The following is a 15,918-nucleotide window of genomic DNA, read 5'->3' as shown; positions in this document are numbered from 1 at the left end:
TCGTGGCGCGGGCCGCGCCGTACCGGCGTGGGCGTCTCACTGGCGGTGTCCCCACCGGCACGGCTCCAGCCTCAGCCACCTCGCCGACCCTGTCCATTCGGCATCCGTCACGAGCGACGCCGGCGCGTGACAGAGGGACCACTCCACGATCCCGACATGCCGTCGCACAGTCAACAGATACACCCGTGTGGTCACTACGTTGCCTTCCGTGAAAGAGCGGACACCTCATGCACGGCACCGGCGGCTCGGCCGCCGGATCGCCACCCTCGCCACGGCCACCGTCGCCGCCGCGTCCTGCGGCGCGGTCCTCGGCCAGGTCACCCCCGCCGCGGCCGGCGGGGACCCGACCCGCGACTGCCTGCCAGGCGCCAGGGCCAACATCCCGTCCAACCACGACTACCCCGTCTCGGCGACGCAGCTCGCCGGCGGCTACTACGCCCAGGCCGGCCTGTTCTGGCCGCCGGCGACGGCCGCCGTCTGCAAGGTCGGGCCCGACCTGCGCCAGCCGCTGATCAGGATGGGCCAGGGCGGCTGCGACGCCAGCGCCCTGGCGTTCCTGATCCCCGACGCCTCCCCCGACGTCTACACCGACACCACGCCGCCCACCTGGGGCACCTTCCTGCCCGCCGGCTGGTACTACCTCGGCCAGCCGACGACTCCGGGCTGGTCCACCGTCTGCTGGTACGTGCTCAGGCCGAAGGTGGCGGCGTAGCCCAACGGGCGGATCGTCCGGGCCGGTCCCCGGCCTCGTCCCAAGCCGTGGAGCGAGCCGTAGAAGGAGGAGGACCGCCGACCAGGTACCGGACGTCTCTCGACGTCCGTGCGCAGCATGCCTGTCACGAGTTGGCCCGAACGGCGCGCCCGTCGGGTAAGAACGGACGCATGGTCAGCTCATCGCCGCCGCGCACCGGCAGCCTGTTCGCCGGCATCCGGGCGGCACTGCCGGCGCTCATCCCGAGCGAGCGGCGCGTCGCCGAGGTGTGCCTGCTGCGCTCGGATGACGTGGTCGAGTGGTCGGCCGCGCAGCTGGCGGCGGCGGCCGACGTGTCGGCGGCCACCGTGGTGCGCGCCTGCCAGTCGATGGGCTTCCGCGGCTTCCAGCAGCTACGGGTGGCGTTCGCCAGGGAGGCCGGTGCCTTCGCCCGCGACGCCGAGGCCGCGGGCGCCGACGCGGGGAAAGAGGCTGGCGCGCCCGGCGGCGGGCGCCGCTCCCTGCGGGAGCCTCGCGCCGGCGACCCGCCGGAGCTGATCGTCGACACGGTCTTCCAGGCGGCCGCCACCGTGCTCGCGGACGCGTTGGCCGGCCTCGACCGGGCCCAGCTTGGCACCGCGGTCGACCTGATCATCGGCGCGCGCCGGCTACTCCTCGTCGGCAACGGCGGTTCGTCGCCGGTCGCGCAGGACGCGGCGTTGCGGTTCCTCACGGCCGGCCGGGCGGTCGAGGCACCGGCGGACGCGCTTGTACAGCAGCTGGCCGCGAACGGGCTGTCCGCCGGCGACGTCTGTCTGCTGGTCACCGGCAGCGGCGTGAACGACCTGACGATCCGGGTAGCCGAGATCGCGCGCGGCCGCGGCGCGTCGGTCGTCGCCATCACCAGCTACGCCGGTGGGCCGCTGCCGGCACTCGCCGACGCGCTCCTCGTCGTGGGCTCGCCGCACTGGCCGCTGGGCAGCGACACGATCGGCAGCCGGGTGCCGTCACTGCTGCTGATCACCGCCCTGCAGCAGGCGGTCATGCTGCGCGGCGAGGACGTGCCGGGCGCGTCGCTCGCACGCCAGTTCGAGCAGCAGCGGGAGCTGCTCGACAGCATGATCGTCAGCCCGGACCGGGCGGACCGGGCGGCGCCCGCGCCCTGAGACGGCGGTCACAGACGCGCCACCTGCGGATTCCCACGTCCCGTCGGCATGGAGAGCGTTGCCCCAGCCGTCCGCGCGGCTTCGTTGCGAGTACCTGGACCGTTCACCTGGATCTCGGAACCTGAGCTTGTAACAGCGATCCATAGATCTCCAATCTCTGGAACGTTCGTACATAGCCAGGGACTCCACCAGTCCCGCCACGTCATACGGGAGCACGGTTGTGGCAAGGATCCGAATCGAGGGCCTGGGCAAGGTGTTCGGCGCCACCCGCGCGGTGGACGACGTCTCCCTCGACGTCGCCGACGGTGACTTCCTCGTCCTGCTCGGCCCGAGCGGCTGCGGCAAGACGACCCTGCTGCGCATGATCGCCGGCCTGATCCAGCCGAGCACCGGGCGGATCCTCGTCGAGGACCGCGACATCACCTACCTGCCGCCGCGCGAACGTGACGTGGCGATGGTGTTCCAGAGCTACGCCCTGTACCCGCACCTGAGCGTGGAGCGCAACATCGGCTTCCCGCTGCGCGCCGCCCGCCGCCCGAAGGCCGAGATCGCGACCCGGGTCCGCGAGGTGGCCGGCCAGCTGGAGCTCGACGGGCTGCTCGGCCGCCGGCCGCGCGAGCTCTCCGGTGGGCAGCGCCAGCGGGTGGCGCTCGGCCGGGCGCTGGTCCGCGACCCGCGGGCGTTCCTGATGGACGAGCCGCTGTCGAACCTGGACGCCAAGCTGCGCACGGCCACCCGCACCGAGCTCACCGCCCTGCACCGCAGGCTCGGGTCGACGTTCGTCTACGTCACGCACGACCAGGTCGAGGCGATGACGATGGCGACGAGGATCGCGCTGCTCGACGGCGGCCGCCTCGAGCAGGTCGGCACGCCGACCGAGGTCTACGACCAGCCGGCGTCGGTGTTCGTCGCCGGCTTCCTCGGCGCGCCGCCGATGAACCTGCTGCCGGCGACGGTGGCCGGTCGCGACGGCCAGGTCGTCCTGACCGCGGGTGGCGTCGACATCTCGCTGTGGCCGGGCGGGGCCGACTCGACCGAGGTCACCCTCGGCATCCGGCCGGAGCATCTGCGGGTGCTGCCGGCCGGCGCTCCGGCGCCCGCGGCCCGCGGGCGGCTGACCGGGACCGTGACCGGCATCGAGAACCTCGGCAGCGAGGAGGTCGGCTGGCTCGGCGTCGGCACCGGCGACGCGGCGAGCGCCGCGGTCGCGGTACGGGGGCCGCGACCGCTCGGCCTCGCGATCGGCGACCGGGTGACCCTGATTGTCGCCCCCGAGCACGTCCATCTGTTCAGCCGTGACTCGGGCCGTCGGCTCACCTGGCAGCCGGACGCGAAGGTGCCCCGTCCGTCCCGGCCGGTCGACCTGACCACCACCGGCGCCTGACGCCCGGCTCCGACACCCGACGCCGTCTCCGCGGCACACCGTCTCCGCAGCCGGCTCCTGACGCCCGCCGGCTCCGTCGCACATCCACACACCGGCGGCCCGCCCCTGGGCCGTGCGGCTCCCAGGCGTGCCCGCGGTCCGCCGGGCACGCGCGCAACGCTCAAGTTAGGAGCCCTGACGTGGCACGTCCACGCCTCGGGCGCGCGGCCGTCGGCCTCGCGCTGCTCTCGACGCTGGTGGCGGCATGCGCCACCGGCGGATCGACCTCCCCGGCACCCGCCGGCGCCTCGTCGGCCACCGCGGCGACGATCCCCGAGCTGAAGCCCGACCAGAAGGTCTCGATCACCTTCGAGAGCTACAACCTCGCGAACACGGGCACCTGGAAGCCCGTCATCGAGGGGCTGCTCGCGGACTTCGCGAAGGAGCACCCGAACATCACGGTCAAGGCGCAGCCGCCGCAGAGCACGACCGCGGGCGACTTCGTCGGCTCCATCAAGACCCAGGCGCTGGCCGGCAGCCCGCCGGACGTCGCCCAGATCACCTTCAACGCGCTCGACTTCGCCGCGACGGCGTTGTCGGCCAAGCCGCTCGACACCCTCGTCGGCAAGGACACCGTGACGGCCAACTTCGCCGGGACGCACCCGTTCGCCCCCGCCGCCACGACGCTCGGCGACCTGGGCGGCCACACCTACACGATGCCGTACGTGTTCTCCACACCGGTGTTGTGGATCAACTCGACGCTGTTCAAGGCGGCCGGCCTTGACCCGGCGAACCCGCCGAAGACCTGGGAAGACGTCAAGACCGCGGCCCTGGCCATCAAGCAGAAGGCCGGCAAGGACGGCGTCTACCTCGACTGCACCACCAAGGGGTCGGGTGACTGGTGCTTCCAGAGCCTGGTCCGCTCCAACGGCGGCCAGGTCGTCTCGACCGACCGCAGGTCGCTGACCTTCGCGGACGGGCCCGCCGTCGGCGCGGTGTCGATGGCCGCGGACCTGTACAGGTCCGGCGCCTCCCCGAACTTCTCCCAGGCCCAGGCCATGGACGCCTTCACCAAGGGCAACCTCGGCATGATGCTGGAGACGTCCGCCCTGCAGGGCGCCTTCATAGCCGGCGCGCAGTCGGGTGGCTGGGAGCTCTCCGCCGCCGCCGAGCCGGGCTTCGGCGCGAGGCCGGCCGTCCCGACGAACTCCGGCTCCGGTCTGTCGATCTTCTCGAACGACCCGGCCAAACAGCGCGCCGGCTGGGAGCTGATCAAGTACCTGACCAGCGACCACGCCTACACCGAGATCTCCTCGAAGATCGGCTACCTGCCGCTGCGGACGAGCCTGGTCGACGACCCGGCCTTCCTGAAGCCATGGGCCGACCAGCACCCGCTGATCAAGCCGAACCTCGACCAGCTGACCCGGCTGCAGCCGTGGGTGTCGTTCCCGGGCAACGGATACCAGCAGATCACCGACCTGATGATGTCCGCCGCCGAGAGCGCGATCTACCAGGGCAAGGACCCGGCGACGGCGATGACCGACGCGCGGAAGCAGGCGACCGACCTGCTGCCGAAGACCTGACCCCACCCACCTGCCCAGCCACCCACCACCGGCCGGCCACCCGCCCCTCGGGTGGCCGGCGCCGGCGGCTGACTTCTACGAAACAGCGACCGCTCGCCAGCGCGAGCCTCTGGAACGCTGAGGACCATGACTCTCGAACTTGACGTGACCCCCGATCTGGACAACCCGGCGGACGCCGACCGGGTGCTCGGGCTACCCGGGGCGCTGAACCTGCGCGACGTGGGCGGCTACCCGGCCGCGGGCGGGCGCCGGGTCCGGCGCCGCACGCTGCTGCGCTCGGCCGCGATGCACGGCCTCGGCGACGAGGCCCGCGCGGCGCTCGCCCAGATCCCGGTACGCACGGTCGTCGACCTGCGCGAGGACACGGAGGTCGCCCGCGAGCCGAACGCGCTCGGCCGGCTGCCGATCACCACGATCCGGATGCCGCTGTACTCCAGCGGCTCGCCGCTGCCGTCCGCGGCGACGCCGGGCACCGCCACGGGCGCGGCGACGGGCGAGGCGGGCGAGAACGCGCCGGGCACGGGCGCGGCGGCGGCCGAGGGGGTGCGGGCCGCGCAGGCGGCCGGCCTGGAGATGGACCTCGCCGCGATCTACGACTTCATCCTGGGCAACAGGGGCGACCGGCTCGCCGCGGCCGTGCTGGCACTGGCCGAGCCGGGCGCGCTGCCGGCGATCGTGCACTGCAGCGCGGGCAAGGACCGGACCGGCCTGACGATCATGCTGGTGCTGGACCTGCTCGGCGTCCCCGACGAGGTGATCGTCCGCGACTACGCGCTCACCGCCGAGCTGCTGCACGACGAGGCGATCGCCGCGCTGCGCCGGCTCACCGCCGTCACCAGCCGCGGCGGGGACGCGCGCCGGCTGCCGGCGGGCCTGATGGCGGCCCCGCCCGAACTGATCCGCGCGGCGCTGGAGCGGGTACGGGCGAGCCATGGCGGTGCCCGCGGCTACCTGCTCGCCCACGGCGCGACGGCCGAGCGGCTCGACGCGCTGGCCGAAGCCCTGCTCGTCGCCGACGACCTTTCCTAGAGGGCCAAAGGGCGCGCGAAAATGCGCTTCCTTCGCGCACCCGGCGGCCTATGTCTCCCAGCGACAGAAACGCGGAGCCCACCATGCGCCTGATCACCGACACGCCGACCCCGACCCATACCGTCATCCAGTTCTCGGACACCCACATCGTTCCCGAGGGCGAGCTCTACCACGGGATGTTCGACACCCTGCCCAACGTCGCCGCCGCCTTCGACCAGATCGAGGAGTCCGGCCTCGACGTCGCGGCGCTGCTGCTGACCGGCGACCTGGCCGACGCCGGCGACCTGGCCTCCTACCGGCGGCTGCGCGCCTACGTCGAGAAGCGCGCGGGCAGGCTCGGCCTGCCCGTGCTCTACCTGATGGGCAACCACGACAACCGTGGGCCGTTCCGCGAGGGCCTGCTCGACGCCGAGCCGACGACCGAGCCCTACGACCACGTCCACTGGGCCGGCGACCTGCGCATCATCGCGCTCGACTCGACCGAGCCGGGCGAGGTGCTCGGCGAGCTCACCGACGCCCAGCTGGACTGGCTCGCCGCCGAGCTCGCCACCCCGGCGCCGGCCGGCACGATCCTCGCGCTGCACCACCCGCCGGTGCCGTCGCCGATCGCGATGCTGAACTCGATGGTGCTGGCCGAGCCGGAGCGGCTCGCCAAGGTCATCGCCGGCACCGACGTGCGGATCATCCTGTGCGGGCACGCGCACCACGCCACGGCCGGGGTACTCGGCGGCGTGCCCGTCCTGGTCGCGGGCGCCGTCGCCTACTCGGCGCGCGCGCTCGGCCCGGCCGGCGGCTACGCGGGCGTGACCGGCGGCCTGTTCACCCGGGTCGACGTCTACCCCGGCCAGGCCGTCGCCACGGTCATCCCGGTGACGGTCGGTGACAAGATCTACGAGCTGACGCCGGAGACGCTGGCCCGCTTCGCCGACGAGTTCAACGCCGAGGCGGACACGGCGGCGCGTGACCTCGAGAAGCTCACCGAGGTATAGGCGCCGATGTTCGTCGAGCTCGCCGTCCCCGCGACGCTCGCCGGCGAGGGCCGGGCCGCCGTCCAGGCGGCCCGGCCGGCGCTGGCCCGGCGCCTGCTCGCGGCCACCCCGCCCTACCTGTACCTGCTGCCCGCGCTCGCCTGCCTGGTGCTCTGGACGTACAAGCCGCTCGTCGAGGCCGTGCAGCTGTCCTTCTACGACTGGAACCTGCTGCCGACGTCGCCGATGACCTACGTCGGACTCGACAAGTACCGCCAGGTGTTCACCCAGGCCGGCCTGCGGCACGCCGCCGTCAACACCGTGATCTACATCGTCTGCCTGCTGCCGTTCTCGGTGGTGCTGCCGACCGCGGTCGCGCTGGTGACCCGCCGGCTCGGTGGCCGTTCGCGCGACGTCTACCGGGCGCTCGTGTTCACGCCGATACTCGTCGCGCCGGTCGCGGCGGCGGCGGTGTGGCGCTGGCTGCTCGACCCGACCGGCCTGTCCAACCAGGCGCTCGGCTGGTTCGGCCTGGCTCCGCACAACTGGCTGCGGGAGGAGTCGACCGCGCTGCCAGCCATCCTCGCGATCACCGCGTGGTCGATGTGCGGCTTCGCCGTGCTCGTCGTCTCAGCGGGCCTGACCGGGATCAGCGCCGACTACGGCGAGGCCGCCGCGATCGACGGGGCGACCGGCTGGCAGATCCTGCGCTGGGTCACGCTGCCGCTGCTGCGTTCGACGCTGTTGTTCCTGGTGCTGATGACCGTGCTGCTCTCCGGGCAGTGGACCTTCCCGCTGCTGGACTCCCTCACCCAGGGCGGCCCGGCGGAAAGCTCGACGAACGTCTACTACCTGCTCTGGGAGCTGGGCTTCCGCAACTTCGACTCCGGCCTCGCCTCGGCCGCCGGGATCGTGTTCTTCGTCGTCTTCGGCCTCATCGCCGCCGGGCTGGTGGCGCTTGCCGACCGTTTCAGCTTCCACGACAACTGACGGCCGACCGACCGATGACGACCGACCGATGATCGACGACTGCGAGGAGCGCGTGACGATGAGCCTCATCCCGGCCGAGGCTGACGACACCGGCGGCACCGCGACCTGGGGCACGCCGGGCGCCGGCACGCCAGCCCCTGGTGGGTCAGCGGCCGGCATGCCGCCGAGGCCGCGGTGGGCCTGGGCGGCGACGGCCGGCCGACACGCGGTGATGGTCGTGCTGAGCCTGGCCAGCATCGTCCCGATCTACTGGATGTACGCCGGGTCGGTCCGGCGGCCCGGCGACATCCTCAGCCAGAACCCGCTGCCGTGGCCGATGTCGGCGCGCAACTACACCTACGTCCTGGACACGCTGGACGTCCCGGTGCTGCTGGCCAACACACTGGTCATCGCGCTCGGGTCGACGGTGGGCCAGCTGCTCGTCTGCCTGCTGGCCGCCTACGCGTTCGCGGCCTGGGACTTCCGTGGCAGGAACGTCCTGTTCCTGCTGTTCGTCGCCACCTGGCTGGTCCCGTTCCAGGTGACGATGATCTCCAACTACCTGGTGCTCAACCAGCTGSGCCTGCTGAACACCCTGGCGGGCGTCATCGTGCCGAGCCTGTGCTCGGCGCTGGCGGTGCTGATGCTGCGCCAGCACATGCAGGCGTTCCCGCGCGAGCTGCTCGACGCCTCCCGCATCGACGGGCGGGGGTCCTGGACGACCCTGTGGACGGTGGTCGTCCCGAACATGCGCCCGGTGCTCGCGTCGCTGGGGATCCTGCTGTTCATCAGCGCCTGGAACGAGTACTTCTGGCCGGCGCTGGTGCTGCAGCGGGCGAACTCGGTGATCCAGCTCGGGATCCGCGGCTACCTGACCCAGGAGGGCAACGACTGGGGCGCCATCATGGCCGCCTCGGGTCTCGCCTGCCTGCCGATCTTCGCCCTCTACGTGGTGCTGCAGCGCCAGGTCATCGACGCCTTCGTCCGCTCCGGCCTGCGCTGAGACCGGGGTGGGCAGGGCGCCGAGCGCCTGCCCACCCCGGCCGTCGGCGGCGTCAGGCGGAGGCGAGAAGCGCGCGGACGGCCTTCGAGCGACGGGATCCCGCCACAAGGTCCACGAGGCCGCGGACGGCCTCGCCGATCTCGGTGTACATGCGGGTGCTCTCCAGCGCGTGCGTGCCGCCGGCCGCCAGGACGCCGCCGGCGCCCAGCACCTCGACGGCGAGGCGGGTGGCGGCCGGGTCCGGCCCGGGCATCTCGGGGAACGGGCGGCTGAAGGCGACGGCGTGCTTCTGACTGTCCGGAAGCCGCAGGTGGGCGATCATCCGGCCGGACCACCACGGCCAGCTGACGGCGGTGCCCTGCCGGGGCGCCCGGAACAGCTCGCCGCGCGGGGACGCGAACGCGACCTCGGTCGCCGAGACCGCGAAAACGCCCCATTCGTAGGCGTTGCCCCGCCCCTTCACCCACACCGCCGCCGGGCCACGCCAGCCGGGGAACAGCGCCACCTGACCGGTGGGCGTCGCGACGATGACACTGTCCTTGGACAGACTGACAATGGACGAGGCGGTCGTGCTCATTCTTTCCTCCCGCTGGCCGGACGGCGGACGGGAATGGTCGGCCGCCTTCTCCGTCGAAGTCATCATTGTTTCCGGGTCGATGCTACGGAGCGATTCGGCCGGCGGTACGGCGCTTTGTTGTCGGGCCTCGGACACGACACGCGACAATGCTGTCGCCCGGTCGGCGGAAGCGTTCCAGGGCGGGACCCGGGCGTTTTGCCCGTTTTCGGGACGGGCTGAGCGCCGTCAGCCGCGGATGAGCAGGACGACGGCGGCGAGGACGAAGCCGAGGATGATCGCGGCGGCACCGACGGGCCAGCGTGGCTCGCCGAGCCCGAGAAGGTGGTGGTCGATCGAGTGGCGACCGGGGCCGGTCAACGCCAGGGACGCGCCGGTCACCGCGAGGAGCACCTCGTACTCGACACCGTTGTCCCCGTAGAGGCTGCCGTGCCAGACGACCGCCATCGCATTGATCATGGCACCGAGGACCGCGGCCCCGGCGAGCGGTGTGAGCAGCCCCAGCGCGAGGCCGGCCCCACCCAGGGACTCGGTGACGCCGGCGACGGCCGCGAACACCCGGCTCGCCGGATAGCCGAGCTTGCTGAAGGACGCCCCGGTGGCGTCCAGCCCGCCACCCCCGAACCAGCCGAACAGTTTCTCCGTGCCGTGCCCGAACATGATCACGCCGATGGTGGCGCGGAGCAGGAGCAGGCCGACGTCGCGTCCGGACGCCGCCGGCATGGCCCGCACCCCTGGCCACGCCCCTACCGGGCGGGCCTGCGCCGCCCGTCGCGTCCGCGCCGCCGAGACATGCCGCCGGTCGTCACCCGATGTGGTCACCGAAGCTCCCGTCCGCCCAGGTCGCGCCGCGCCCAGCCCCACGACGTCGTCACAGCATGCCTCCAATCCATCACGCGTAGCCCCGCACCCGACCTTCGTCACCCCGGAAAGGTGAGCCGAGGGAACGTCGGGTCAAGCACGCCGCCGACGAGGCCAGCCATGGGCACTTCGGGCAGGTTCACGCGCCCGCGGCCTCCAAAGTCAGAATCTTGAGGCCCGTCGAAGGCGGAGACGGAGAACCTCCGTCTCCGGCACGGCGCCAATGGGCCCATTCCAGGGGCGGCTCACCCTGACAACGGGAGGTCGTGAATACCGTGGCCCGTCACCATGACCTGCCCATCCGGTCCCCGCGTATCACTTTCCCCGACGGTCGGCGGGTCGGCCGCCGTGTTCTTGCCTTGCTCGACGGCACTGGATGGTGACGCTGTGTGGCCGTTCGTACGGTCAGCCTGGTGCGTTCCGGCAGGCGCCGGTTGGCGGCGCGGTGAGACGGTAGGCTCGGAGAAAGTCTTGGAACAGCTGAGGATCTCCAAACGGCCGAGACCAAGATAGCCAGGATCACGATTGACGGATCGCGGTCATCAGATCAGCCGTGAGGTGGCCCGGAGTCATCGGGCGGAGCGGGCGAGGAGAGGGTCGGGGCACGGTGGCTACGCTGAGCGGACCACTGAACGTCGATCATGAGGCGTTGGCGGTCCGGACGCTCGGACCGTGCCGGGTGACCTCCCCGCTGCTCCCATTGCTCGGTGAACGGCCGACCACGGAGCACTACATCGACGAGGCCGACAAGGTCCTCTTCGACGACACATTGGCCATGGTGTCGGCACGAAAAGTGCCGATCGAGGAACTACCCAGCTTCGAGGCCGCCGGGCCCCGCCGGAAGATCTACTTCGACCCGGCGAAAACCCGGGTGGGCATCGTCACCTGCGGCGGCCTGTGCCCCGGTCTGAACAACGTCATCCGCGGCGTGGTGACCGAGCTCACCACCCATTACGGCGTGACCCGCATCTTCGGTTTCCGTAACGGTTACCGGGGGTTCATCGCCAGGTACGGGCACGACGTGCTGGACCTCACTCCGGAGACGGTCGCGACGATCGGCGAGGACGGCGGCACGATTCTCGGCACCTCCCGCGGCCAGCAGGACCCGGAGGAGATCGTCGACTGCCTGTCCCGGATGAACATCAGCATTCTGTTCGTCATCGGTGGTGACGGGACGCTGCGCGGCGCCGGCGAGATCGCCCGGGTGGCCGCCGAACGCGGCGAGAAAATAGCGGTCGTCGGCATCCCGAAGACCATCGACAACGACATCCCGTTCCTCGACCAGAGCTTCGGTTTCCAGACCGCGTTCGCGAAGGCGTCCGAGTCGATCGCCGCGGCCMACGCGGAGGCGACCAGCGCGCCCGGCGGCATCGGCCTGGTCCGGCTCATGGGCCGCCATTCCGGGTTCATCGCCTGCTACGCGTCGCTGGCCAAGTCCGACGCCGACGTGGTGCTCATTCCCGAGGTCCCGTTCACGCTCGACGGCGAGGACGGGCTGCTGAACTACCTGCGACGGCGGGTGGAGGAGACCGGCCACGCGGTCGTCGTCGCCGCCGAGGGCGCGGGCCAGGAGCTGTCCGCCGCGGAGAACGGCGGCCACCTCACCGGCACCGACGCGTCGGGCAACCGGAGGCTCCACGACGTCGGCCAGTTCCTCAGCCGCCGGATCACCGACCACTTCCAGTCCGTCGGCGTCGAGATGAACCTGAAGTACATCGACCCGAGCTACGTGATCCGCAGCGTGCCGGCGAACCCGTACGACAGCGTGTACTGCATCCGGCTCGCGCACGCCGCCGTGCACGCGGCGATGGCGGGYCGCACCGAGATGGTCGTCGGCCGCTGGCGGCGCCGGTTCATCCACATCCCGCTCCCGCTGGCGATCGGCCACCGCAACCAGGTCGACCCGTCCGGCGACCTGTGGATGTCGGTCCTGGAAGCCACTGGCCAGCCGCCCCGCTTCCTGTGACTCCCCAGTAACGTCGACCCGCGTCGGGGCGGCTTCGGGTGAGGCTCGGCTTCAGGTTAGGACTGGGAGAGGTCATGCTGGAGATCGACATCTGGTCGGACGTCGCGTGCCCGTTCTGCTACATCGGCAAGCGGTCCTTCGAGGGGGCGCTGGCCACCTTCGAGCACGCCGACGAGGTCGAGGTCCGCTGGCACAGCTTCGAGCTCGACCCGGACGCGCCCACGACACCCCCCGGTGGGATCCACGAGCTCCTCGCCGCCAAGTACGGCGTCTCCCTCGAGCAGGCGATCGCGATGAACGAGCGGGTCTCGGCGATGGGAGCGACCGTCGGCCTGACCTTCGACTTCGCCGCCCTCAAGCCCACCAACACCTTCGCCGCCCACCGCGTCCTGCGGTACGCGGCGACCGAGGACCTGGAGGCCGCGGCCGCCGAGGAGCTGTTCGCCGCCTACTTCACCCGGGGCGCCAACCTCGCCGACCCCGACGTGCTCGCCGACACGATCGCCGTCCTCGGCCTCGGCCGCGCCCGGGTCCGCGAGGTCGCCGCGGGCGGCGAGTTCGCCGACGAGGTCCGTGCCGACGAGGCTCGCGCCCGCCAGCTCGGCATCGGCGGAGTCCCCTACTTCCTCGTCCAGTCCCGGTACGCCGTCAGCGGCGCCCAGCCCCGCGAGACCTTCGAGAAGGCCCTCGCCAAGGCCTGGGACCTGGTGACCGCCGACGCCACGGCCGCGTCCTAGCCCTCGCGGCCGCGTCCTAAGCTCTCCTCGCCACGCCCTAGCCCTCTCGGGCGGCCGGCTCGGGACGCTGGCGGGCGGCGGGCAGCGGATCGAGCAGGCGGCCCTCGTCGTTGTGGCCACCGGCCTGTTTGATGACGCGGAACACGGGCGAGATCTCCAGCGTCTGCACGCCGTCGAGCGGGCCCACACGGTCGGTGGTGAAGGCGTACAGGTCCGTCAGGTCGCGGCAGACGACCGCGGCCACGAGGTTGTGCGGGCCGGACAGCGCCGCGGCGAAGGCGACCTCCGGCAGCGAGGCGAGCGCCCGCCCCGTCTCGTGCAGCCGCGCCGGACTGACCCGCATGTACAGGTGGGCCTTCACGTCATGGCCGAGCGCCGGCATGGCCAGGTCCATGTCGATGATCACCGTGCCGCTCCGCAGGAGCGTGCCGAGCCGGCGGGTCACCCGGCCCTCGCTGATCCCGGCCGCGGCGGCGAGCTCGGCGTAGCTGGCGCGGCCGTCACGGGCCAGGACGTCGACGATCGCGTCGTCGACCGGGTCCAGCGGCAGGGTCCCGCCCGCCTCGACGGTCGTCAGCGGGGCCAGTGGCGTCAGCGGGGCCAGTGGCGTCAGCGGGGCCGCGGCGGCGCGCAGCGCGGCGGTCTCGTCGGCGGTGAGGTGACCGGCCAGCCCTCCCCAGTCGTCGGCGTGCTGGCCGACGAAGGTGTGCAGCACGACGGACGCCTCGACGTTCAGGACGTGGGTCGCGCGCGGCAGCCGGCGGGTCAGCAGGGTGTCGCGCGGCTCAGCTGACAGGGACCGCATGCAGAACGCCACCTCGGATCCCGCCGACGCCAGGACCACCCAGACGATGTCGTCACGCCGCGCGAGCGCCGACGCCAGCGCCTCGGCGCCGTCGGRCCGGCAGTGCACCCGGACGTTCCAGGGGTGCTCGCCGGCCGTGGCCAGGTTGACGACGCCGAAGATCCGCAGGATCCCGTCCCGGCGCAGCATCCCGTAGCGCCGGGCGACCGTGCGCTCCGTCAGGCCGAGCACCGCGGCGATCCGCGTGAAGGAGGCCCGCGGCGCCAGCTGCAGGGCACGGATGATCCGCAGGTCGTCCGGATCGGTCACCACGTTTCGGGCCCGCGAGGTGTCGGATCCCCGCAGTGCCGTCGCCATCACGGATGGAAATCTACACCGCGCCCCGGCAGTGGGGCCTTTGTTCGGCGACCTTCGGCAGAGTGGGACACCGGCGGCGCGGGACGGCCCCGCCGTCGAGGTCGCCCGGGTCGCGAGGCGCGCCCGGTCGGAGATGGGTGAGGGTCGATGGAACGTAAATGGTGGACGCTGGTCGCGGTGCTGGCGGCGACGTTCATGCTGCTGCTCGACATCACGATCGTCGTGGTGGCGCTGCCCGACATCCAGCGGGAGCTGCACACCAGCTTCAGTGACGTGCAGTGGGTGGTCGACGCCTACGCCCTCACCCTCGCGGCGCTGCTGMTGACCTCCGGGTCGCTGGCCGACCGGTACGGCCGCAGGCGGCTGTTCCTCATCGGGCTGGGAGTCTTCACCGCCGGCTCCGCGCTGTGCGCGGCCGCGCAGACGCCGATGATGCTGATCATCTCCCGCGCGCTGCAGGGCATCGGCGGGGCGATCATGTTCGCCACCTCGCTCGCGCTGCTCGCCATGAACTTCCACGGCCGGGAGCGCGGCGTCGCGTTCGGCGCGTGGGGCGCGGTCGCCGGCGTCTCGACGGCGCTCGGCCCCATCCTCGGCGGCCTGATCACCAGCGGGGTCAGCTGGCGCGGCATCTTCTGGGTGAACCTGCCGATCGGCGTCGCGGCCATCGCGATCACCCTGCGGAAGGTGGAGGAGTCGCGCGCCCCGCAGTCCCACCGGCCGGACTGGGCCGGGTTCGCGACGCTCACGTCCGGCCTGGTCGCGCTCGTCTACGGGCTCATCCGGGCCAGCGAGGACGGCTGGGGCGACGGCGGCGTGATCGTCTGCTTCGTCCTGGCGGCGCTGCTCCTCATCGCGTTCGTCGTCGCCGAGACGCGGGTCGCGCACCCGATGTTCGACCTGTCGCTGCTGCGGATCCCGACGTTCCTCGGCGGCTCCGTCGCCGCGTTCGCGATGAACGGCTCGCTGTACGCGATGCTGCTCTACCTGACGGTCTACCTGCAGAACGACCTGGGCTACTCGGCGCTGCGGGCCGGTGTGCGCCTGCTGATCCTGTCCGTCACCGCGATGGTCGTCTCCACCGTCGCCGGCCGGCTGTCGACGTTCGTGCCGGTCCGCTGGCTCATCGGCCCCGGCCTCGCGCTCGTCGGCGTCGGGCTGCTGCTGATGGCGGGGCTGGACGCCGGCTCCAGCTGGACGCACCTGATCCCCGGCTTCGTCGTCGCGGGCGCCGGGTCCGGCCTGGTGAACCCGCCGCTCGCCTCGACCGCGGTCGGCGTCGTGCACCCCTTCCGGTCCGGCATGGCGTCGGGCGTGAACACCACGTTCCGGCAGGTCGGCATCGCGGTCGGCACCGCCGCCTACGGCTCGATCTTCACCGCCCGCCTCGCGCACGGCCTGGGCGACCGCCTCGCCGGCACCCCGGAGCTGGCCGGGCGCGAGCAGCAGATCGCCGACGCGGTGCACGGCGGCGCCGCGGGCCAGGCGATCGGCGCCGCGCCGGCCGCGGTCCGGGGCACCCTCACCGAGGCGATCCACGCCAGCTTCGCCGGCGCGCTGAACGACCTGTTCGTCACCGCCGGCGTCCTCGGGATCGTCGGCGGCGTCCTCGCCCTCGCCCTCATCCGCGGCAAGGACTTCGCCGCCGTCCCCCAGCAGGCGCCGCCCGCGGGGGCCGCCCCGAACGGCGCCGCCCCGGCGCTGGCGTCGGCCGGCGACGGCGCCGGTGCGTCCGCCCCGGCCCAGCCCGGGGAGCGGGCCGCTCCGGAGGCGCCGGCCGAGTCCGCCAGCCCCGCGACCTGAGGGGCCGGACGTCCTGTCAGACGTCGGGGGCACGAGACGGCGC

14 protein-coding genes are annotated in these 15,918 nt (G+C 72.4%); 11 read left to right on the top strand and 3 right to left on the bottom strand.

Annotated features, from left to right (window positions below):
- Nucleotides 1-208 precede the first annotated feature (208 nt).
- The 8 genes from BL253_RS14410 to BL253_RS14375 all read left to right on the top strand — a co-directional run bounded on the left by BL253_RS14410 (nt 209) and on the right by BL253_RS14375 (nt 8,772).
- Entirely contained in the window at nt 209-712 is a 504-nt protein-coding gene (locus BL253_RS14410) for a hypothetical protein (protein ID WP_076817202.1), read from the top strand.
- 170 nt (nt 713-882) lie between these two features.
- Nucleotides 883-1,857 carry a MurR/RpiR family transcriptional regulator gene (locus BL253_RS14405; RefSeq protein ID WP_076817200.1) on the top strand — a complete coding sequence of 325 codons (975 nt, stop codon included), beginning with the start codon at nt 883-885 and terminating at the stop codon, nt 1,855-1,857.
- Nucleotides 1,858-2,077: 220 nt separating this feature from the next.
- A complete protein-coding gene (locus tag BL253_RS14400; RefSeq protein WP_076817198.1) occupies nt 2,078-3,241 on the top strand; it encodes an ABC transporter ATP-binding protein in 1,164 nt (387 codons plus the stop codon).
- 179 nt (nt 3,242-3,420) lie between these two features.
- The gene (locus BL253_RS14395) at nt 3,421-4,803 is read left to right on the top strand and encodes an ABC transporter substrate-binding protein (protein ID WP_076817196.1); all 1,383 of its coding nucleotides are present in this window, start codon (nt 3,421-3,423) and stop codon (nt 4,801-4,803) included.
- 126 nt (nt 4,804-4,929) lie between these two features.
- A complete protein-coding gene (locus tag BL253_RS14390) occupies nt 4,930-5,832 on the top strand; it encodes a tyrosine-protein phosphatase (RefSeq protein WP_076817194.1) in 903 nt (300 codons plus the stop codon).
- 83 nt (nt 5,833-5,915) lie between these two features.
- Nucleotides 5,916-6,821 carry a metallophosphoesterase gene (locus BL253_RS14385; protein ID WP_076817192.1) on the top strand — a complete coding sequence of 302 codons (906 nt, stop codon included), beginning with the start codon at nt 5,916-5,918 and terminating at the stop codon, nt 6,819-6,821.
- A gap of 6 nt (nt 6,822-6,827) precedes the next feature.
- Nucleotides 6,828-7,790, top strand: coding sequence for a carbohydrate ABC transporter permease (locus BL253_RS14380; protein WP_076817190.1), 963 nt, complete (start codon nt 6,828-6,830; stop codon nt 7,788-7,790).
- Nucleotides 7,791-7,818: 28 nt separating this feature from the next.
- Nucleotides 7,819-8,772 carry a carbohydrate ABC transporter permease gene (locus tag BL253_RS14375; RefSeq protein ID WP_420801665.1) on the top strand — a complete coding sequence of 318 codons (954 nt, stop codon included), beginning with the start codon at nt 7,819-7,821 and terminating at the stop codon, nt 8,770-8,772.
- 52 nt (nt 8,773-8,824) lie between these two features.
- Here the strand turns inward: BL253_RS14375 and BL253_RS14370 are convergent, their stop codons facing one another.
- Together BL253_RS14370 and BL253_RS14365 are read right to left on the bottom strand one after the other, a co-directional pair.
- Nucleotides 8,825-9,349, bottom strand: coding sequence for a hypothetical protein (locus BL253_RS14370; RefSeq protein ID WP_076817189.1), 525 nt, complete (start codon nt 9,347-9,349; stop codon nt 8,825-8,827).
- A 225-nt stretch (nt 9,350-9,574) separates the two neighbouring features.
- Complete coding sequence (locus BL253_RS14365) at nt 9,575-10,168, bottom strand: DoxX family protein (protein WP_241834789.1); 594 nt, start codon at nt 10,166-10,168, stop codon at nt 9,575-9,577.
- Nucleotides 10,169-10,814: 646 nt separating this feature from the next.
- Here BL253_RS14365 and BL253_RS14360 point away from each other — a divergent pair.
- Together BL253_RS14360 and BL253_RS14355 are read left to right on the top strand one after the other, a co-directional pair.
- Nucleotides 10,815-12,173 carry an ATP-dependent 6-phosphofructokinase gene (locus tag BL253_RS14360; RefSeq protein ID WP_081438308.1) on the top strand — a complete coding sequence of 453 codons (1,359 nt, stop codon included), beginning with the start codon at nt 10,815-10,817 and terminating at the stop codon, nt 12,171-12,173.
- Nucleotides 12,174-12,247: 74 nt separating this feature from the next.
- Complete coding sequence (locus BL253_RS14355; protein ID WP_076817185.1) at nt 12,248-12,910, top strand: DsbA family oxidoreductase; 663 nt, start codon at nt 12,248-12,250, stop codon at nt 12,908-12,910.
- 37 nt (nt 12,911-12,947) lie between these two features.
- On the opposite strand, the gene BL253_RS14350 is transcribed toward BL253_RS14355, so the two are convergent.
- Nucleotides 12,948-14,072 carry an Lrp/AsnC family transcriptional regulator gene (locus BL253_RS14350; protein ID WP_076817183.1) on the bottom strand — a complete coding sequence of 375 codons (1,125 nt, stop codon included), beginning with the start codon at nt 14,070-14,072 and terminating at the stop codon, nt 12,948-12,950.
- 147 nt (nt 14,073-14,219) lie between these two features.
- Between BL253_RS14350 and BL253_RS14345 the strand changes: the two genes are divergently transcribed.
- A complete protein-coding gene (locus BL253_RS14345) occupies nt 14,220-15,875 on the top strand; it encodes an MFS transporter (RefSeq protein ID WP_076817181.1) in 1,656 nt (551 codons plus the stop codon).
- Nucleotides 15,876-15,918: the final 43 nt, after the last annotated feature.

The sequence above is a fragment of the Pseudofrankia asymbiotica genome, from assembly GCF_001983105.1.
GTDB lineage: Bacteria > Actinomycetota > Actinomycetes > Frankiales > Frankiaceae > Pseudofrankia > Pseudofrankia asymbiotica.
Note: the sequence above shows the minus strand (reverse complement) of the source record. Positions and strands in the feature narration are given on the sequence as shown.

Bases quoted from the DNA above. Each gene is read 5' to 3' on its own strand.
- BL253_RS14405 (WP_076817200.1), top strand. From the start codon at position 883: ATGGTCAGCTCATCGCCGCCGCGCACCGGCAGCCTGTTCGCCGGCATC.
- BL253_RS14380 (WP_076817190.1), top strand. From the start codon at position 6,828: ATGTTCGTCGAGCTCGCCGTCCCCGCGACGCTCGCCGGCGAGGGCCGG.
- BL253_RS14355 (WP_076817185.1), top strand. From the start codon at position 12,248: ATGCTGGAGATCGACATCTGGTCGGACGTCGCGTGCCCGTTCTGCTAC.
- BL253_RS14385 (WP_076817192.1), top strand. From the start codon at position 5,916: ATGCGCCTGATCACCGACACGCCGACCCCGACCCATACCGTCATCCAG.
- BL253_RS14390 (WP_076817194.1), top strand. From the start codon at position 4,930: ATGACTCTCGAACTTGACGTGACCCCCGATCTGGACAACCCGGCGGAC.
- BL253_RS14370 (WP_076817189.1), bottom strand. From the start codon at position 9,349: ATGAGCACGACCGCCTCGTCCATTGTCAGTCTGTCCAAGGACAGTGTC.